The 16,595-nt window shown below is 37.9% G+C and carries 18 protein-coding genes and 2 pseudogenes; all 20 read left to right on the forward strand.

Features of this window, described 5'->3' with window-relative positions:
• The first annotated feature begins 234 nt into the window (after positions 1-234).
• The 20 genes and pseudogenes from EAL2_RS02260 (at position 235) to EAL2_RS02355 (ending at position 16,594) form a co-directional block, all read left to right on the forward strand.
• Positions 235-1,206 carry an N-6 DNA methylase gene (locus EAL2_RS02260; protein ID WP_084480890.1) on the forward strand — a complete coding sequence of 324 codons (972 nt, stop codon included), beginning with the start codon at positions 235-237 and terminating at the stop codon, positions 1,204-1,206.
• 264 nt (positions 1,207-1,470) lie between these two features.
• Positions 1,471-2,166 carry a type I restriction-modification system subunit M gene (locus EAL2_RS02265; RefSeq protein ID WP_051489062.1) on the forward strand — a complete coding sequence of 232 codons (696 nt, stop codon included), beginning with the start codon at positions 1,471-1,473 and terminating at the stop codon, positions 2,164-2,166.
• Between the two features lie 154 nt (positions 2,167-2,320).
• The gene (locus EAL2_RS02270; RefSeq protein ID WP_025434805.1) at positions 2,321-2,749 is read left to right on the forward strand and encodes a hypothetical protein; all 429 of its coding nucleotides are present in this window, start codon (positions 2,321-2,323) and stop codon (positions 2,747-2,749) included.
• Between the two features lie 53 nt (positions 2,750-2,802).
• The gene (locus EAL2_RS02275; RefSeq protein WP_025434806.1) at positions 2,803-3,312 is read left to right on the forward strand and encodes a hypothetical protein; all 510 of its coding nucleotides are present in this window, start codon (positions 2,803-2,805) and stop codon (positions 3,310-3,312) included.
• A 118-nt stretch (positions 3,313-3,430) separates the two neighbouring features.
• Positions 3,431-4,192, forward strand: a complete 762-nt coding sequence (locus EAL2_RS02280) for a replication initiator protein A (protein WP_025434807.1) — start codon at positions 3,431-3,433, stop codon at positions 4,190-4,192.
• The gene (locus EAL2_RS02285; RefSeq protein WP_201770171.1) at positions 4,192-5,022 is read left to right on the forward strand and encodes an ATP-binding protein; all 831 of its coding nucleotides are present in this window, start codon (positions 4,192-4,194) and stop codon (positions 5,020-5,022) included. Before EAL2_RS02280 ends, EAL2_RS02285 begins: the two co-directional genes overlap by 1 nt.
• Before the next feature lie 12 nt (positions 5,023-5,034).
• Positions 5,035-5,523, forward strand: coding sequence for a PcfB family protein (locus EAL2_RS02290; RefSeq protein WP_025436428.1), 489 nt, complete (start codon positions 5,035-5,037; stop codon positions 5,521-5,523).
• Entirely contained in the window at positions 5,520-5,993 is a 474-nt protein-coding gene (locus EAL2_RS02295) for a BRO-N domain-containing protein (protein ID WP_025434808.1), read from the forward strand. The genes EAL2_RS02290 and EAL2_RS02295 overlap by 4 nt, the downstream gene beginning before the upstream one ends.
• A gap of 103 nt (positions 5,994-6,096) precedes the next feature.
• A complete protein-coding gene (gene istA, locus EAL2_RS02300) occupies positions 6,097-7,581 on the forward strand; it encodes an IS21 family transposase (RefSeq protein WP_201770168.1) in 1,485 nt (494 codons plus the stop codon).
• On the forward strand, positions 7,581-8,324 hold the full coding sequence (istB, locus tag EAL2_RS02305) for an IS21-like element helper ATPase IstB (RefSeq protein WP_038601615.1): 744 nt from the start codon (positions 7,581-7,583) through the stop codon (positions 8,322-8,324). Before istA ends, istB begins: the two co-directional genes overlap by 1 nt.
• 114 nt (positions 8,325-8,438) lie before the next feature.
• Positions 8,439-8,777 (forward strand): phage antirepressor KilAC domain-containing protein, encoded by a 339-nt coding sequence (locus EAL2_RS02310; RefSeq protein WP_084480893.1) that lies wholly within the window; start codon positions 8,439-8,441, stop codon positions 8,775-8,777.
• Positions 8,770-10,554: a VirD4-like conjugal transfer protein, CD1115 family gene (locus EAL2_RS02315; protein WP_025434811.1), complete on the forward strand. Its 1,785-nt coding sequence runs from the start codon at positions 8,770-8,772 to the stop codon at positions 10,552-10,554. The genes EAL2_RS02310 and EAL2_RS02315 overlap by 8 nt, the downstream gene beginning before the upstream one ends.
• 147 nt (positions 10,555-10,701) lie before the next feature.
• Positions 10,702-11,007 (forward strand): single-stranded DNA-binding protein, encoded by a 306-nt coding sequence (locus EAL2_RS02320; protein WP_025434812.1) that lies wholly within the window; start codon positions 10,702-10,704, stop codon positions 11,005-11,007.
• Entirely contained in the window at positions 11,007-11,222 is a 216-nt protein-coding gene (locus EAL2_RS02325; RefSeq protein ID WP_025434813.1) for a Maff2 family mobile element protein, read from the forward strand. Before EAL2_RS02320 ends, EAL2_RS02325 begins: the two co-directional genes overlap by 1 nt.
• A gap of 12 nt (positions 11,223-11,234) precedes the next feature.
• Positions 11,235-11,813, forward strand: a pseudogene (locus tag EAL2_RS02330) (VirB6/TrbL-like conjugal transfer protein, CD1112 family); the annotation flags it as partial.
• A gap of 80 nt (positions 11,814-11,893) precedes the next feature.
• On the forward strand, positions 11,894-13,111 hold the full coding sequence (locus tag EAL2_RS02335; protein WP_025434602.1) for an IS256 family transposase: 1,218 nt from the start codon (positions 11,894-11,896) through the stop codon (positions 13,109-13,111).
• A 157-nt stretch (positions 13,112-13,268) separates the two neighbouring features.
• Positions 13,269-13,574 (forward strand): annotated as a pseudogene (locus EAL2_RS02340) (VirB6/TrbL-like conjugal transfer protein, CD1112 family); the annotation flags it as partial.
• 18 nt (positions 13,575-13,592) lie between these two features.
• Complete coding sequence (locus tag EAL2_RS02345) at positions 13,593-13,865, forward strand: hypothetical protein (protein WP_025434816.1); 273 nt, start codon at positions 13,593-13,595, stop codon at positions 13,863-13,865.
• A 10-nt stretch (positions 13,866-13,875) separates the two neighbouring features.
• The gene (locus EAL2_RS02350; protein WP_025434817.1) at positions 13,876-14,262 is read left to right on the forward strand and encodes a PrgI family protein; all 387 of its coding nucleotides are present in this window, start codon (positions 13,876-13,878) and stop codon (positions 14,260-14,262) included.
• The gene (locus tag EAL2_RS02355; protein ID WP_025434818.1) at positions 14,171-16,594 is read left to right on the forward strand and encodes a VirB4-like conjugal transfer ATPase, CD1110 family; all 2,424 of its coding nucleotides are present in this window, start codon (positions 14,171-14,173) and stop codon (positions 16,592-16,594) included. Before EAL2_RS02350 ends, EAL2_RS02355 begins: the two co-directional genes overlap by 92 nt.
• The last annotated feature ends 1 nt before the right edge of the window (position 16,595 follow it).

Consider the following 16,595-nt stretch of genomic DNA (forward strand, 5'->3'; position numbering starts at 1 on the left):
CGAACGGCTAAGAAGAAATGATTTAGTAGCGCATATAGCTAACATTGAAAAGCAGCTGGGACATGGATACGGCATACTTGAAAGTTATGCAAGTAGCATAGATCTAGATAGTTTTGACCGGCAGGACACACAAATTTGGGAAGTGCTTAATTCGGTAGATATGTCTGATTTGAATGATGAGCACGTGGTTTACGAAGCCTTAGCAAACTATTTTTCAGTTACAGTAAAAAAGAAATCAGGTTTTCCGGAGAGTGTGTCACAGAGCAAAATCTCGCTAAACTCATGGCCGCAATTGGTAGTCCTGTTAATGGTTCTGTTTATGACTTTGCCGTTGGCTATGGGATTCTGGCTGCGGAGTGCGCAAAAGGGAAAGATGTGCATGTACTTGCACAAGACATCGATAGAACCTGTGCCGCGGTAACGATAATGATGTTAACAATGGCTGGTTGTCTAAATTCCACTGTGTTATGCGGAGATACGATAATAAATCCGTTGACTACCGTTCTGAATAATGAGAGGACTTTTGATTGCGTCATATCTTCTCCGCCGTTTGGGCTTAAACGTTCCGTAAAAGATGCAAATTTTGAGAGCGGCCAACAGGCTGATGCTTACGAATATGGACTTGAATTTAAGCTAACAGGTGATCTGACTTTTTCGCGCCATTTGATCGCTTCATTAAGGAAGGACGGCATCGGAGTCATACAAGTGCCAATGGGCGCATTGTTCCGGGGTGGTATGGAAGAAAAGGTTAGAGCCAACATGATAAGAGATAACTATATCGACGCAATAATTGAATTACCTGCTGGTATCGTAGCCGCAACAAGTATAAAAACAGCACTTATTGTCTTTAAGAAGGATCGAAAAGAAAAAGATATTTATATGCTCGATGCAAGCCGGGAAGCGGCTAAGGATTTTATTGAGAGCAATGGTCGAGCCAGTGTTCGGATTACTGATTATGGAGTTAGAGAAATTCAGCGGATGGTGAAATCGCGTGAAGTCATAGAAGGATTATCGACAATCATCACGCAGAAGGAACTGGCTGAAAACAATTATAATCTTAGTGTTGGTGCATATTTACAGAAGAGCATTGAACAAGTCGTTATTGAAGAAGATATCGATGCCCTGCGTAAAAACAATACGATGTTGCTTGCAAAATTGCAGCAACTCGACAAGAAGCTTAACGAAACAATCGAAAGGATTGAATAGGATGAAATACAAACAAGACACATACAGCAATGCTGCTGTTGGATATGCAGAAAATTGTATTAATTTCATTTAATCCAACATGAAATCAAAGATAAAGAAGATATTCTTGAGAAAACTAGTAAAATTGATTAATTTTTGTGACGTCAATACAGCTTGTATAAGGGTTTTAACTATGCACCAGAAAATTACTACTTATAGTTGCAAATTACCACAAATCGTGATAGAATAAAAACAGTGTCAGATGACTCGGAAAGAGGTTTTATAATGATGAGCTTACCACAACTTGAAAGTTGGCTGCTGAATGCAGCAAATATAATAAGAGGACCTGTTGATCCAAGTGATTATAAGGCATATATCTTCCCCTTGCTATTCTTCAAACGTATTTCTGATGTTTATGAAGAAGAGTATGAACAAGCATTGGAAGAATCTAATGGAGATATTGAGTATGCGGAATTTGAAGAAAATCACCGATTTATAATTCCAAAGGGCTGTAGATGGAGTGATCTACAGGCTAAAACCACTAATATTGGTGCCGCTATATCCAGCATTTTTCGTCGTATAGAACTTGCTAATAGAAAAACTCTTAGCGGTATCTTTGGTGATGTTGAGTGGAAAAACAAAGATAAGCTTTCGGACGAACGTTTAAAAAATCTTGTTGAACATTTTTCTCTACATAACTTATCTATAAAGAATGTTGAGCCGGATATGGCAGGCCGCGCTTATGAATACTTAATTAAGCGCTTTGCTGATAAGACAAATAAAAAGGCGGGGGAATTTTACACACCTCGAAGCATTGTAAAGTTGATGACTTTAATTCTTGACCCATGTGAAGGTGAGTCGGTATATGACCCGGCTTGTGGGGAGGATGTCATAATAGTGACAAGGGGTAAAAACGCTGTATTTAATAGGGTTTTGAAGCTTCCACAAAGTCACAAAACGACAAATTGGTGTGCTGCTTAGAGCTTTTATCTAAGAAATAAGGGTTGTAAGCAGTACATCAGTGCCCCTAGTAATCTATAAGTTAAGAATATAAGGACATATCATTTTAGTTCATATATAGTTTAATGCAATCATATTTGAAGTGAGACAAATGAAATTGAAGGAGGAACTCATTATGGGAAAAAATATAAGTGACTATTTGTACGGAGCAGGAAATATAATGTTAAATGCAACAAGAGAAGTTGTACAAAGACATGAAGATGAGTCTGTTCAGGCAGAACGAAATTATGGTGCAGGGATCCTCATTCAAGCACTGTTTGAAGTAAATGTTGAAGATGATGTGATTATTAGTTTAGTTCAGAAATACTATGGTTTTAGTGAAAGAGAAAGCGAAGAACTGATGGTTTCAGAACGAACCATAAATATACCATGTCAGAAATTAGAGACATTTCTTGTACGTTCAGAAGGATACACAAGAGATGAAGCTGTAAATTTCATTTTAAAAAATGGTATTCCAGATTTTTTGAGAGAAAAGAAAGTTTCCTGGAAACTATCACCAAGGGAATTACTTTTAAAAGTAGAAAAAGAGCAACAGAATTATTAGAAGATACTTCAGATGATTCTATTTGCCTATTTGATGAAGATGAGGCTATCGGGATGAAATATGATTATTATGAGAAAAAAATAAATGATGTGATAATGAAATGCCCTATTGAATCAGGGATTGAAATACTTGTTTACAATGTTCTTAACGAGGTTATTGATTCAACAAAATTGTCACTTGTAGACATTAATCGCCTTCGGAAAGATAGAGATTATAGATTGACTACAGATGGGGGAATAGCAGATATAGCTGTTCTTTCGGAAGACTTTGAATACCGCACAGATGTTGGAACAGTCTATGGATTTATTGAAGTGAAGGCAACAAATGAGCTACTTTCAGTAACGGGACAAATTGAAGGTCAAAAAAAAGATATTGTTCATTATATATACACCAACGGATTAGCTTGGAAATATTATAAAGATGGAGAGATTAATTGGGAAATTGTATTATCTTATGATGAAAATCAAGCATGTTCAGTATTGAGAGAACCTAAAAGGATATCAATAGATTCAAAGAAATTTGATACTTTGATTGATGAACTCAAAAAAATTAACTGGTTCTAAGATAATCAACACTAATCTCAAGTAAAATAGATTTCTAAAAATTAAATATGGATGGATAAGCGATTAGAGATAAAAATCTAGTCGTTTTTTTTTATGCCCAAAAGAAAGGAGGAAAGGCGTGGAATTTGAATATTACCACAACAATGATGGTGATCAGTTTCGATATATTCAGTTGCCAACCATCTTGTTAGAACATGAATATTTTTCTGGTTTATCTTTGGAAGCCATCGTCTTGTATTCCATGATGCTTAACCGAATAAGTTTGTCATTTAGGAACGGTTGGATTGATGAGCACTCAAGAGTATATATCTATTTCACATTGGAAGAGGTCATGAAGAAGCTTAGATGCAAATCACAAAAAGCAACGAAGATTATAGCTGAACTTGATGTAGATAAAGGTATAGGACTGATTGAGAGGAAAAGGCAAGGTCTTGGAAAGCCGACAATTATTTATGTGAAAAACTTTATGAGTATTTTCAAGAATAAAGACTATGGAAAAACAGAAGTCCAGACTAGTGAAAATCAAAACTCTGTAACTTTGAAAAACAGAAGTCCTGACTGCGGTAAATCAAAATCTAACTATATAGATATTAGTGAACCTGATTTAAGAAAGAATGATATGAGGAGTGACACCTCCCTTTTTGGATTATTTCAAAATGTCATTTTAACTCAAGAAGACTATGAAGAACTCTCAAGAACGATTGTTGAAGACCTAGATGGTTTGATAGACAGGCTATCAGCCTACATGACTTCAACAGGAAAGACCTATAAGAGCCATAAAGCAACGCTTTTATCCTGGCACTTACAGGATGAAAAGAAATTTAAAAAGAAATCAACCGTACTTAGCTACGATGATTATGACAAAGGAGAACACTTGTGATGAGTGAAATGAAGAAAATTAGAATGGGAGAAGCAAGTTTTAACTACTCTCCAGAAACAGCCTATGAGAAAAACGGCAATGTCTATTGCAACACATGCCATGAACAGATTAATGGCGAAGTAGTCAATATGATGGGCACTTGGATGTGTTTCAGAATTCAGTGCCAGTGTGAAAAGGAAGAAGAAAAAAGATGGAAAGAACGGGAGCGAGTAATGCGGGTAAATCAATTAAAGGACACTTGTTTTACTAATCCTAAACAAAGAAACTACACGCTAGATAAATGTCTTATCAGTAATGAAAAAACAATCGGTGTTGTTTCTAACTACATTAAGAAATTCGATGAGGTAAGAAAAAAGAATGTGGGTCTTCTCTTCTTTGGTGAAGTTGGTAGCGGTAAAAGCTATCTGGCCGCAGCGATAGCAAATGCAGTGATGGAAGAATATGAAATCACCTGTAAGATGCGAAACTTCTCCCAGATTATCAATGACTTGCAGTCAGGCGGATTCGACCTAGACAAAAACAGATATATTGATTCACTGGTCAGAACACCACTTCTTATCCTTGATGATTTAGGGATTGAGAGAAATACACCATACGCTTTAGAACAAGTCTACAACATCATCAATGGTCGAAGTTTACAAGGCTTACCAACCATAATTACTACCAATTTAAGTCTTGAAGATATCAAGAATCACACAGAAAGCATCGAGCTAAAGAGAATTTATTCCAGAGTTCTAGAGATGTGTATTCCCGTTCTAGTGAGTGGAGCAGATATCAGAGAACAGATTCATAAAAAGAAAATACAAGAATCAAGAGAGTTGCTCTTGTAGGAGGTGATAAACATGATTAACGAAGAAACTAGTAATAAGACCTTGCACATGGAAATGCAAGCAGCAAAAGTAACTGCAAAGGGAATACAAAAACTGTTAAAGGATCTCATGCAAAAGCTAGACCAACAGAAGCAGAGCCTTGATAGTTATCTAAAAAGTTCCTCAAAGGAAGTCACCATGAAAGATATGGTGAAAAAGGGGCAACTGGAAGAATTAGAGGTTAAAGATTGTGACCTAAAGGAACTGAAAAAAGAACTCAATAAAAATGGAGTGAAGTTTTCAGTGATGAAAGATAAGGAAACAGGAAATCACTCGGTATTCTTTCAAGCGAAAGATACGGCTGTTATGGAAAAGGCATTTCGTAATACCTTAGCCACTGTTGAGAAAAAGGAAGCGAAGAAAGATTCTGTGATTCAATCAATCGATAAATATAAACAAGCGATGAAAGATACTGTCACGAAGGATAAGGTGAAAAATAAGCAAAAGGAGCAAAGTCTATGAGAGAAAATCAAATACAACAATTTCAGAATCAACATTTTGGAAAGCTCACTGTCATAGAAATTGATAGTGAGTTTTTCTTTATAGGAAAAGAAGTCGCAGAACTACTGGGATACAAAAATGGTAGCAGAGATGTAAATCGGCATGTTGATGAAGAAGATCGGTGCATATTTCAAAACTACCAAAACGGTACTTTTGAAAATATACCAAATAGAGGAGTAACCATTATCAACGAATCAGGACTTTATAGCTTGATTTTGTTATCAAAGCTTCCGAGTGCAAAAGCTTTTAAACACTGGGTGACGAAAGAAGTTTTACCAAGCATTCGAAAACATGGTGGTTATATTGGAAATCAAGAAAATAAATCAAATGAAGAAATTCTTGCCAGTGCAGTCCTTGTTGCTCAAAGGGTAATTCAGGAAAAAGAACAAGTAATCGAGCAGTTAAAACCAAAAGCAGATTACTATGTGTGAATGCTAGTATAAGAGTGAGCCATTTAGTGCCTTTGTGCTAACCAAAAAGTGAGCCACTTTTCAAAAAACCTGTATACTAATCTCAAAGATTAGTGCAGGGAGGATGAAAGGTGTGATCATTGACGTGGACATTTACCAAAAGATTAGAGAAATGAGTACAATCCAGGGTATGTCTCAAAGGGCTATCGCTAAAACGCTCGGCATATCTCGCAATACCGTCAAAAAATATTGTGACGGTGACAGCGTTCCATGGGAACGCAAAGAATACAATCGTAAGGCAGACATTCTGACTGACGATGTATTAAAGTTCATTCTTCATTGCCTTGAGGAAGACAAATCCGAAAATATAAACAAACAGCAGCATACTGCAAGGCGCATATATCAACGGCTTGTAACTGAAAAACAGTTTGCCGGCGGCGAGTCAACAGTAAGATTGGCTGTAAAAAGGATTAAAGGGAATATTCCCAAGTCATTTATCCCATTGGAATTCGATCCGGGGGAAGCTCTCCAAATTGATTGGGGAGAAGCCACCGTGTATCTTGACGGGATTAAAAACAAAATCAATCTCTTTTGTGCAAGGCTATGCTTCAGTTGCGCAATTTTCGTAATGGCATTCAAGCACCAGAACGAGGAATCCTTCTTGGAAGGTCAACAGAAGGCATTTGAATTCTTTGGCGGTATTCCTCATAAAACAATATTTGATAATGCTAAAGTTGCAGTAAAAGAAGGCTTTGGCCAATACGCAAAGATTCAAAACAGGTACAAGGCCTTTAGCGCCCATTATGCATTTCAACCGTTGTTTTGCAACATTGCAAGCGGAAATGAAAAGGGCCTGGTTGAAAACCTTGTAGGATTTTCAAGAAGAAACTTCCTGGTTCCTGTTCCAAGGATAAAAAACTTATCAGAGCTGAATAGTTTACTATCAGAAAAATGCAACGAGTATAAGCAGCATATGATACAAGGACGTGAGGGAACTGTCGGTATGCGGCTCTTTCAAGAAGCATCATACTTCTACTCACTTCCAAAATACAGTTTTGATACAAGCAAAACTGCGATTGCAAAAGTAAATGAATACTCCACAGTAAGGTTTGATAAAAACAATTATTCAGTTCCGGCAACACTGATAGGCCAGGAAGCCACAATAAAGGCCTATGGCAACGAAATCAGAATACATCACAAGTCTGCAGTCGTGGCATCCTATGACCGCATCTATGGTCCAGGGGGCTACACCAGCTATACTCTGGAGCACTACATGCCACTTCTGGAACGAAAGCCACGCTCCGTATTCAACGCCAAACCTGTAAGGCAGGCTATTCAGAGAGACCTGCTTGAATGGGGAATGAAATTCCCAAATGCAAACAGGGATACTGTCAAACTTCTTCGATTGTGCCTTGATTATGGCACTGACAGGATAATCGGCATTAAAAACCAAATACCTGCTACGGTAAGTCCCACAATCGACCTGGTACGAAGTTACTTGGATGGTCCTGTATCAAACGGCGTAATATCGGTTGCAACGGATATCTCAGTTGATAATGTGGACCTATCGGCTTATGATGCCAAATTCAAAGTGGCGGTGAACGGATAATGGGTGAAATAAACGTGAAGGCACAGTCTATTTCTCTTTACTGCAAGCAGCTCAAGCTCCCTACCTTTTGTGATTATGAAAATATGATCCGTCAGATGGACACCAATATGAGCTATGAGGATTTCCTCCTTGCGCTACTAAGAGTTGAGAACGACCAGCGTCAGGAAAATAATCGCAAAAGGCGGATCAAAGCTGCAAAGTATCCATATTTGAAGACTCTTGATGAATTTGATACAAGCCGGCTTAAACATGTAAAAGAACCTTTTATTTTTGAGTTGTCTGAGTGCGACTACATAGACAAACATCAAAACATTGTAATGATAGGGAATCCCGGAACAGGCAAGACGCATCTTGCAATAAGCCTTGGCTTGAAAGCCTGCACCCTCGGATATTCCGTCAAGTTTTATAACGCCGCATCACTTGCAACTGAATTGGTCGAGGCCAGCGAGTACAAAAGGCTGGCAAAGCTTGAAAAACAGCTGTCTAAAGTTGATCTGCTAATACTAGATGAACTCTCATACCTAAGCTTTAACAGGCATCAGTCAGATCTGCTTTTCAAGGTAATCTCTGATCGATCCGAAAAAGGCAGCATCATAATAACCACAAATCTTGAATTCTCAAGATGGACAGAGCTTTTCGATAATCCAATAATGGTCGCAGCCCTAGTTGACAGAATAACATTCCGCTCCTATGTATTAAACATGAATGGCGATTCTTATCGAAAGGACAGCAACAGCAAATAAAAGATGAATTAAGGGAAATGAAGGCTAAACCCAATTTCCCTTCTTTATTACAATAAGTGGCTCAAATATTCATTAGCACAAATATGAAAATGGTATACTTTTTCATTAGCACAGGTGGCTCAGAAATTCACTAGCGCCTGGCTCAAATATTCATTGACATTCAGATACTATGATCAGCTAGTGAGTCAAAATCTTTTAACGAACCTAAGAAACACAGCAAAGGAGCTAAAAATTCCACAAAATAAATTCATTGCGTTTTTACTGGAAAACAAATATATCTATCGAGATAAGTATGAAAGGCTTCTTCCCTATGCACAAAAGAACAAGGGCTATTTCGAGATTAAAGAGTGGTACAACTTCTATAATGATTTAGTTGGGATTCAAACCATGGTAACACCAAAAGGTCGGGAGCATTTTCTGATTCTGACTGGAGGTGATGTCACTTGTGACTAGTAAAATACCTCAAGATATAAAGTCTGTATTTATCGGGCAGGATTGGAAGAAACTACTGAAAGTAAACATTGCATATCTTGCCTTTTTCTATGTCGGTAATATCTTTTCAGCTCATGTAAGAGCCTACCAAGGTGGCGATATCATTGACCGAATTATGACTGCAATCGTAGAACTGGAGACAATGAAGTTTATTCCTAGTTTTCATCCAAATGATTTACTAATTGGCATAGCTGTTGCTGGTCTCATGAAGTTCATCGTTTACACCAAAGGTAAGAAAGCGAAGAAGTTTCGAGAAGGAAAAGAGTATGGCTCTGCTAGATGGGGAAACGCTAAAGACATCAAACCTTATATTGATGAAAAGTACGATAACAATGTGCTCTTTACCAACACGGAGCGTCTCACCATGAATGGTAGACCCAGTAATCCCAAATATGCCAGAAATAAGAATGTACTGGTAATCGGTGGTTCAGGTTCAGGTAAAACAAGATTCTTTGTAAAACCAAATCTCATGCAGATGCATTCTTCCTATGTGGTGACAGACCCGAAAGGCACGATTGTCTTAGAGTGCGGAAAGATGCTTGAAGAAAATGGTTATGAGATAAAAATCCTTAATACCATCAATTTTAAGAAAAGCATGAAATACAATCCCTTTGCCTATTTGAAAAGTGAAAAAGACATCTTAAAACTGGTTCAAACGATTATTGCCAATACCAAAGGCGAGGGAGAAAAAGCAGGTGAAGATTTCTGGGTTAAAGCGGAAAAACTGTATTACACAGCCCTTATTGGCTACATCTACTATGAAGCTCCAAGAGAAGAAAAGAACTTCAAGACGCTTCTGGATATGATTGATGCTTCTGAAGTTCGTGAAGATGATGAAAGCTATATGAACCCAATTGATCGGCTATTTGAAGCCTTAGAAAAGAAACGCCCTACCCATTTTGCAGTGAAGCAGTATAAGAAATACAAGCTTGCAGCAGGAAAAACAGCAAAGAGTATTCTCATCTCATGTGGTGCAAGGCTCGCTCCCTTTGATATTGAAGAGTTAAGGGAGTTGATGAGTGAAGATGAAATGGCACTTGATACCATCGGTGATAAGAAGACTGCACTCTTTGTCATTATTTCAGATACGGATGACACCTTTAATTTCGTAGTTTCTATCATGTATTCTCAACTCTTTAATCTACTGTGTGATAAAGCAGATGATGTGTATGGAGGCAGACTTCCTGTGCATGTTCGATTCTTACTAGATGAGTTTGCAAATATCGGGTTAATCCCAAAATTTGAAAAGCTGATTGCAACCATTCGTTCAAGAGAAATTTCAGCAAGCATCATCTTGCAATCACAATCTCAGCTCAAAGCCATCTACAAAGATCATGCAGATACCATCATTGGTAACTGTGATAGCACTTTGTTCCTTGGTGGAAAAGAGAAAACGACACTCAAAGAACTCTCTGAAACACTGGGGAAAGAAACTATTGACCTTTATAACACATCGGAAACCAGAAGCAATCAAAAGTCCTTTGGTCTTAACTATCAGAAAGTTGGTAAAGAGCTGATGAGCCAAGATGAAATAACAGTGATGGATGGTGGAAAATGCATCTTTCAGTTAAGAGGGGTCCGCCCATTCTTGTCAGATAAATTTGATATCACCAAGCACAAGAACTATAAGCTCTTGGAGGATTACGATAAGAAAAATTTATTTGATGTAGAGAAGTATATGAAGCGAGTCGGTAAGGCAAAGGTCACAGCCAATACAAAGTTAAACACCATAAGCTGATTCAGGAGAAAGGAGCTTAAATGAAGAGGATAAGAAGTCCCACTAAAAATTTAATAGCAGAATGTATCAGTTAAGCGATTGAAAGAGAAAGAAATCTTCCAGTCGCTTTTTAAATTTCAAAGAAAACAGGAGAAAAGATAAATGGAAATGAATTTAGAGATGATTAACATCAACGCAAACCTAGTTAAAGAACCAGTCTTTAGTAGTTTTGAGAAAAACGGAGAAACCATTGAAGTGGTGAACTTCACTTTGGTCAAAAGCTATGGCAAGGACAAAGAATATACCAATTGCTCAGCCTATGGCGAGAAGGTAGAGCTTGCAAGAGAGCTTAGACCAGGCGATTTCGTTCATGTCTTTGGTTACTTCAAAGAGAGGGTCAAGGGCGATAAGACCTATAAAAATTTCATCGTCAAATCATATAACAAAATCACAGAAAACAAGGAGGAAGAATAATGGGATTTTTTGTAGAAGGCGTTAACGTATTAAAAACCTTAGTCATGGCACTAGGAGCAGGTCTTGGAGCATGGGGCGTTATCAATCTTATGGAAGGTTACGGGAATGATAACCCTGGTGCAAAGTCACAAGGTATTAAACAGCTAATGGCTGGTGGAGGTATCACACTGATTGCAATGAAACTTATTCCACTACTTGCAGATGTATTGAACTAAGGAGCGTAACTTATGTTTGGGATTTTCGATAAAATTACAGAGTTCTTTAAGGAACTACTCATCGGAGGTATCCAAGCAAACCTTGAATCGATGTTCTTAGATATCAACAATCAAGTGGCGTCAGTCGCAAGCGATGTAGGGCAAACACCTATGGGATGGAATGGAGAAGTCTTTAATTTCATTAAGACGATCAACAACAATGTCATTATCCCGATTGCAGGACTGATAATCACAGCTGTACTTTGTATTGAGCTCATTAATCTGGTGATGCAGAAAAACAACATGCATGACTCTGATACCTTTGAGTTCTTCAAGTACATTATCAAAATGTGGGTGGCAGTCTATCTTGTCACCCATGCTTTTGATTTCAGTATGGCAGTCTTTGATGTTGCTCAGAGTCTCGTCAATCAAGCGGCGGGAGTCATAAATACCAGTGCGGTAGTTTCAATGGATCAAGTCACGGAGATGGTTGCACTGCTTGCTGATAAAGGGATAGGAGAACTCATTATGATTCTTCTTGAGACTTCCCTAGTGAAAATTTCAATCCAAGCGATCTCATTGATTATCACAGTCGTGGTATATGGCCGTATGTGAGTGTGTAAAATAAAGTGTGTATCTTCCTTGGAATTGATATAATCAAACTATCATTCAAGGAGGTATGCACTTTTTATATGGGGATTTTAAGTAAAGATCAAATAAGACAAATGATAAAGCATTACGGAATCAAGGATGCAAAGGACATCCATGAGGCTCTTAAGGACATGTTTTCAGAAACAATCCAGGAGATGCTTGAGGCTGAACTTGATGAGCACCTTGGATATTCAAAATATGACTATAAAAACAAGGAAACGACTAATAGCCGAAACGGCAAAAGAAGCAAGAAGATACTATCAGACCTTGGGGAGTTTGAAATCGAGGTGCCAAGAGATAGGGACGGTGATTTTGAGCCTGTGGTTGTAAAAAATCATCAAAGAAGCGTATCAGGAATAGAAGACCAAGTAATAGGAATGTATGCAAAGGGCATGACAACAAGAGACATAGCAGCTCAGCTAGAAAAGATATACGGGATAGATGCTTCTCCCACACTAATATCAAAGATAACAGATAAGATCCTTCCACTTGCTCAAGAATGGCAAAATCGGCCGCTAGAGCCGATTTATCCGATTATATTTATGGACGCGATACACTATAAAGTCAGGCAGGATGGCAAGGTTATCTGCAAGGCCGCATACGCAGTAATAGGAGTCAACATCGAGGGCAAAAAGGATGTACTTGGCCTTTGGATAGGGGAAAACGAGACAGCCAAGTACTGGCTGCAGGTTCTAAACGACTTGAAAAACAGGGGCGTAAAAGACATCCTTATAGCATCAATAGATGGGCTAAACGGCTTCTCTGATGCGATAAGAGCGGTTTTTCCAAACACGGACATACAAAGATGCATAGTCCATCAGATAAGAAACTCGCTAAGCTATGTATCATACAAGGACAGAAAAGCCTTCGCAAAAGAGCTCAAGGAAGTGTACTCGGCCATAAACGAGCAAACAGCCCTAATAGAGCTTGAAAAGCTCGAAGAAAAATGGGGTGAAAAATACTATATAAGCCTAAAATCATGGAGAAACAACTGGGATGAGCTTTCGGCTTATTTCAAGTATCCTGATGAAATCAGAAAAATAATCTACACGACAAACTCCATGGAGAGCTACAACAGGCAGCTTAGAAAAGTGACCAAAAGCAAGAGTATATTCCCAAGCGATGATTCTCTATTCAAGAGCCTGTACCTTGCAACGGCTGATATCACCCAGAAATGGTGTACAAAACTGCGAGACTGGCACCTGATTCTGGCCCAGTTAAGCATATATTTTGAAGACAGGATTAACCCGTATTTGTAAAAAAAAAGACCATTAAATGTTGGCACTCTAGTTATTTTCACCAAATGGAAAAATATTTAATTTAAGTAATAAAAAGCCTGGAAGGCTCATATTTAAAAGCTTTCCAGGCAACCAACCAATAAAACAATATATCTTTTTTAAGGAATCATACACATAATTATTGACAGACTCCCGTATGTTTGAAATTTATATCTACAGCTCAGTGTCTGCTATTCCTTTTGCTACGATGGGCAATAAGGAATGGGGACAGATTGGCAACAACTATATCAAGGGACTATTTGCCCTAGGACTTCAAGGTTTGTTTTTAATCATTTGCTTAGGCGTTTATGCCGTACTTGTAAAGACGATTTCGATTACAGATATCCATACAAGCATCTTCATGGTATTAGCCTATGCACTGTTATTAGGACTAACGATGTTAAAAACTGGAACACTTTCAAAAAGCATATTAAATGCACATTAAATTTTAGGAGGAAAACGAATGAGAAAATTAAAAAACAAAGAAAAAACGATAAAGATTGGTGCTGTCATAGGCACTGTAGGTGTAATTGGTGGGATTATTTCTACCATTTGCATGAGAAGAAAAATAAGAAAGATCGATGAGAGGATTCGTAATGCAGATGACTATATTAGCGAGTTCTGTGAATTGCAAATAGAAGCAGATATTGATTTTGATGAACGTATCAATGCGAATTATGAAGAGATTATCTCGAACCTAGAGCATATTGAATGTCTTGCAAAGAAACTAGATTAAGAGGTGGATTATGGCTTATGTACAAATTCCAAAAGACTTAAATAAAGTGAAAACGAAAGTTGCCTTCAATCTAACAAAAAGGCAACTCATAGGCTTTTGTGCAGCTGGAGTGGTTGGATTTCCAACCTATTTTTTATGTAAAGACATATTTCCAAGTGACGTGGCAGTCATACTCATGATTTGTGTCATGCTTCCATTCCTTTTCATAACCTTTTATGAGAAAGATGGATTGCCCTTTGAGAAGTGCGCAAAGTTTATCTATCAGCACAAGGTCTATCAGTCCCATGAGCGAAGAAAGGAGGTAAATCTTGAAGAAACAAAAACAACAAGAACAAAGATTGGAACAACAAAAGAAGCAGCTCCAAAAGGACAAAAGGGAGCTAAGAAAAGACGCTAAGTTGCCTGTATCTCTTAATTTGCCTGGTTCATTTTTAAAAAAAGAAGAAAAGCGAATTACAGCAGAAGATACAATTCCCTACTTGAAAATGTTTAGAACTGGAATTTGCCAGATTGATGAAGGGCATTTCAATAAGTGCATTTCTTTTGAAGATATCAACTATCAACTGGCACTAGAGGAACATCGGGATTTGATTTTTAATCAGTATGCAAATTTCCTTAATTCCTTTGATCCATCGGTAGAACTACAACTATCTTATGTGAATCAATTAGGTAGAAACTCGGAACTTGAGAATGCCATCAAAATTCCAAACAAGGGAGATGACTATGATGAGGTTCGAAAAGAATTTAGAAAGATGCTTAAAGATCAACTAAATAAAGGCAATAATGGACTGAAAAAGTCCAAGTACATTACCTTTACCGTTGAAGCAGAAAACCAAAACCAAGCGAAAGCAAAGCTAGAGCGTTTAGAAATTGATATTCTCTCGAATTTCAAGAGTATGGGGGTAAGAGCAGAAAGTCTCAATGGAGAAGAAAGATTAAAACTTCTCCACGATATGCTAAATCCTGATGATGTGTTTGAGTTTTCCTACAAGGACTTAAAGGCAAAGGAAAGTACCAAGAGCTACATCGTTCCTGATGTGTTTAACTTCTCTCCTACTCAGTATTTTAAGTTTGGGAAGTATATGGGAGCAATGAGTCACTTTCAGATTCATGCTAGTGAACTTTCAGACAGAATGCTTGCAGAACTGCTAAACACAGATGACAACATTTCGATTTCATTTCATATTCATTCGGTTGACCAAAGTGAAGCCATTAAGATGGTGAAACGCAAGAATACAGACGTTGATCGGATGAAAATGGAGGAACAAAAAAAGGCGGTTCGTGGAGGATATGACATGGATATCATTCCAAGTGATATCAATACCTTTGGCACGGATATTAAGATACTCCTGAATGACCTTCAGAATCGTGATGAGAGAATGTTTATCGTCACGATTGTGATTATGAATTTTGCAAGGTCAATCCAGCAGTTGGATAACACCATAGACCAGATTTCATCCATTGCCAATCGTCATAACTGTAAGATTAAAAGGCTCGACCATTTGCAAGAACAAGGACTGGCTTCAGTATTGCCACTCGGAACAAATAAGATTGCCATTAATAGAGGGCTAACAAGTTCATCAACGGCAGTCTTTATTCCATTTACAACAGAGGAGCTTTTTATTAACTCAGAAGATAGCTTGTACTATGGACTGAATGCTCTTAGTCACAACCTCATTATGGCCGACAGGAAGCTTCTGAAAAACCCCAACGGATTAATTCTAGGAACACCTGGTTCTGGTAAGTCCTTTAGTGCTAAAAGAGAAATGGCAAATGCCATCTTAGTTACAGATGATGATGTCATTATTTGTGACCCAGAAGGCGAATATGGCAACCTTGTGAAGCAGTTTAAAGGTGAAGTCATTAAAGTTTCGGCAAAGAGTAAAGACTATCTCAATCCTTTAGATATCAACATGAACTATGGTGATGGGGATGCTCCATTAAAAGATAAAGCCAACTTCATAATTTCAATGCTTGAGTTAGTTGTAGGAGGAACAGGACTCACAGCAGAAGAAAAATCAATTGTTGACCGTTGTTTACCAAAGATTTATGAAAAATATTTTAATGATCCAAAACAAGAGAATATGCCAATCCTACAAGACCTTTACGATATGCTGAAGAACCAAGAAGAACAGGTGGGAAGAAAACTGGCAACGGAGATGGAAATCTATGTTACTGGTTCACTCAATGTGTTTAATCATCAGAGTAATGTGGATTTGAACAAGCAGCTCTTATGTTTTGATATTAAAGAGCTAGGAACACAGCTTAAGAAAATTGGAATGTTGGTTATTCAAGATCAGGTTTGGAATAAGGTCTCACTGAACAGAGGTAGCAAAGCCACAAGGTACTATATCGATGAGTTCCACTTGCTTTTAAAAGATGAGCAAACAGCTCAGTACTCGGTAGAGATTTGGAAGAGGTTTCGTAAATGGGGTGGTATTCCAACAGGAATTACCCAAAACGTAAAAGACCTTCTTATGAGTAAAGAAATTGAGAATATATTCGATAATACAGACTTTGTACTCATGCTCAATCAAGCAAGTGGTGATAGAGAAATCTTGGCAAAGAAGCTTAAGATATCTCCGTATCAGCTGAACTACGTTACTAATTCCAATGCAGGTGAAGGACTACTAGTCTTTGGCAATACGATTGTTCCATTTGTCGATAAGTTTCCGAAAGATACGATTCTCTACGAGAAAATGACAACAAAGCCTGAAGAAGTAAAGTAGG

This window comes from Peptoclostridium acidaminophilum DSM 3953 (genome assembly GCF_000597865.1).
GTDB lineage: Bacteria > Bacillota > Clostridia > Peptostreptococcales > Peptostreptococcaceae > Peptoclostridium_A > Peptoclostridium_A acidaminophilum.

Bases quoted from the DNA above. Each gene is read 5' to 3' on its own strand.
- EAL2_RS02265 (WP_051489062.1), top strand. From the start codon at position 1,471: ATGATGAGCTTACCACAACTTGAAAGTTGGCTGCTGAATGCAGCAAAT.
- EAL2_RS02270 (WP_025434805.1), top strand. From the start codon at position 2,321: ATGGGAAAAAATATAAGTGACTATTTGTACGGAGCAGGAAATATAATG.
- EAL2_RS02275 (WP_025434806.1), top strand. From the start codon at position 2,803: ATGAAATATGATTATTATGAGAAAAAAATAAATGATGTGATAATGAAA.
- EAL2_RS02285 (WP_201770171.1), top strand. From the start codon at position 4,192: ATGAGTGAAATGAAGAAAATTAGAATGGGAGAAGCAAGTTTTAACTAC.
- EAL2_RS02290 (WP_025436428.1), top strand. From the start codon at position 5,035: ATGATTAACGAAGAAACTAGTAATAAGACCTTGCACATGGAAATGCAA.
- EAL2_RS02295 (WP_025434808.1), top strand. From the start codon at position 5,520: ATGAGAGAAAATCAAATACAACAATTTCAGAATCAACATTTTGGAAAG.
- istA (WP_201770168.1), top strand. From the start codon at position 6,097: ATGAAAGGTGTGATCATTGACGTGGACATTTACCAAAAGATTAGAGAA.
- istB (WP_038601615.1), top strand. From the start codon at position 7,581: ATGGGTGAAATAAACGTGAAGGCACAGTCTATTTCTCTTTACTGCAAG.
- EAL2_RS02320 (WP_025434812.1), top strand. From the start codon at position 10,702: ATGAATTTAGAGATGATTAACATCAACGCAAACCTAGTTAAAGAACCA.
- EAL2_RS02325 (WP_025434813.1), top strand. From the start codon at position 11,007: ATGGGATTTTTTGTAGAAGGCGTTAACGTATTAAAAACCTTAGTCATG.
- EAL2_RS02335 (WP_025434602.1), top strand. From the start codon at position 11,894: ATGGGGATTTTAAGTAAAGATCAAATAAGACAAATGATAAAGCATTAC.
- EAL2_RS02345 (WP_025434816.1), top strand. From the start codon at position 13,593: ATGAGAAAATTAAAAAACAAAGAAAAAACGATAAAGATTGGTGCTGTC.
- EAL2_RS02350 (WP_025434817.1), top strand. From the start codon at position 13,876: ATGGCTTATGTACAAATTCCAAAAGACTTAAATAAAGTGAAAACGAAA.